2 pseudogenes are annotated in these 1,094 nt (G+C 70.9%); both read right to left on the reverse strand.

What is annotated here, in order from left to right:
• Positions 1-295 (reverse strand): annotated as a pseudogene (locus tag ABD990_RS34105) (2-oxoacid:ferredoxin oxidoreductase subunit beta); the annotation flags it as partial.
• Positions 292-1,094, reverse strand: a pseudogene (locus tag ABD990_RS34110) (2-oxoacid:acceptor oxidoreductase subunit alpha); the annotation flags it as partial. The pseudogenes ABD990_RS34110 and ABD990_RS34105, both read right to left, overlap by 4 nt.

Here is a 1,094-nt window from a genome sequence, read left to right on the forward strand (position 1 = left end):
GGGACACGGCCAGGCCGGTGGCGATGGTCGGGGCGCGGCCGTGGATGGAGTGCATCCCGTAGGTGTTCAGGTAGTAGGGGAAGCGGCTCGAGCAGCCGATCCCGGAGACGAACACGGTGTTCTCGCGGCGGATCCCCAGGGTGGGGAGGAACTGGCGCACGGCGGCCAGCACGGCGTAGTCGCCGCAACCGGGGCACCAGCGGACCTCCTGGTCGGAGGTGTAGTCCTTGGCGGTCTGCTTCGCGTCCGTGTGCGGGACCAGGGCGAGACCCGGCATGCCGAGGTCGGTGGTCATGCGTGGGCCTCCTGCCGCGCAGCGTTCAGATCGTCGGGGTTGTTCAGGAAGTCGGGATCGACGTACTCGAGGAACACGTTCTGCAGTTCCTCGGCCTTGAACGGCAGGCCGGAGACCTTGGTGTAGGACTTGGCGTCCACCAGGTACTTCGCCCGCAGCAGCAGCGCGAGCTGGCCCAGGTTCATCTCCGGCACCAGCACCGTGCGGTAGCGGCGCAGGACCTCGCCCAGGTTGGTCGGCATGGGGTTGAGGTGGCGCAGGTGCGCGGTGGCCACGGCGTGCCCGAGGGCGCGCACGCGACGGGCACCGGCCACGATCGGGCCGTAGGTGGAGCCCCAGCCGATCACGAGCAGCTCGGCGTTCCCGCTCGGATCATGGACCTCGAGGTCCGGTACGGGGATCCCCTCGATCTTGGCCTGGCGCAGCCGGACCATGCGGTCGTGGTTGTCCGGGTCGTAGGAGATGGACCCGCGCCCGTCGGCCTTCTCCAGTCCGCCGACGCGGTGCTCCAGGCCCGGGGTGCCGGGCACGGCCCACGGCCGGGCCAGGGTCTCGGGGTCGCGCAGATACGGCCAGAACTCTCCGGATCCGTCCGGGGCGTTGGGCTCGGTCGCGAAGTCCGGGTCGACCCGCTCGAGGGTGTCGGCGTCGGGGATTTTCCACGGCTCCGAGCCGTTGGCCAGCGCCCCGTCGGACAGCACGATCACCGGGGTCCGGTACTTGACGCTGATCGCGGCGGCCTCGACGGCGGCGTGGAAGCAGTCCCCGGGCGAGCGCGGCGCGATGATCGGCAGCGGGG

The organism is Pseudonocardia yuanmonensis, assembly GCF_039542425.1.
GTDB lineage: Bacteria > Actinomycetota > Actinomycetes > Mycobacteriales > Pseudonocardiaceae > Pseudonocardia > Pseudonocardia yuanmonensis.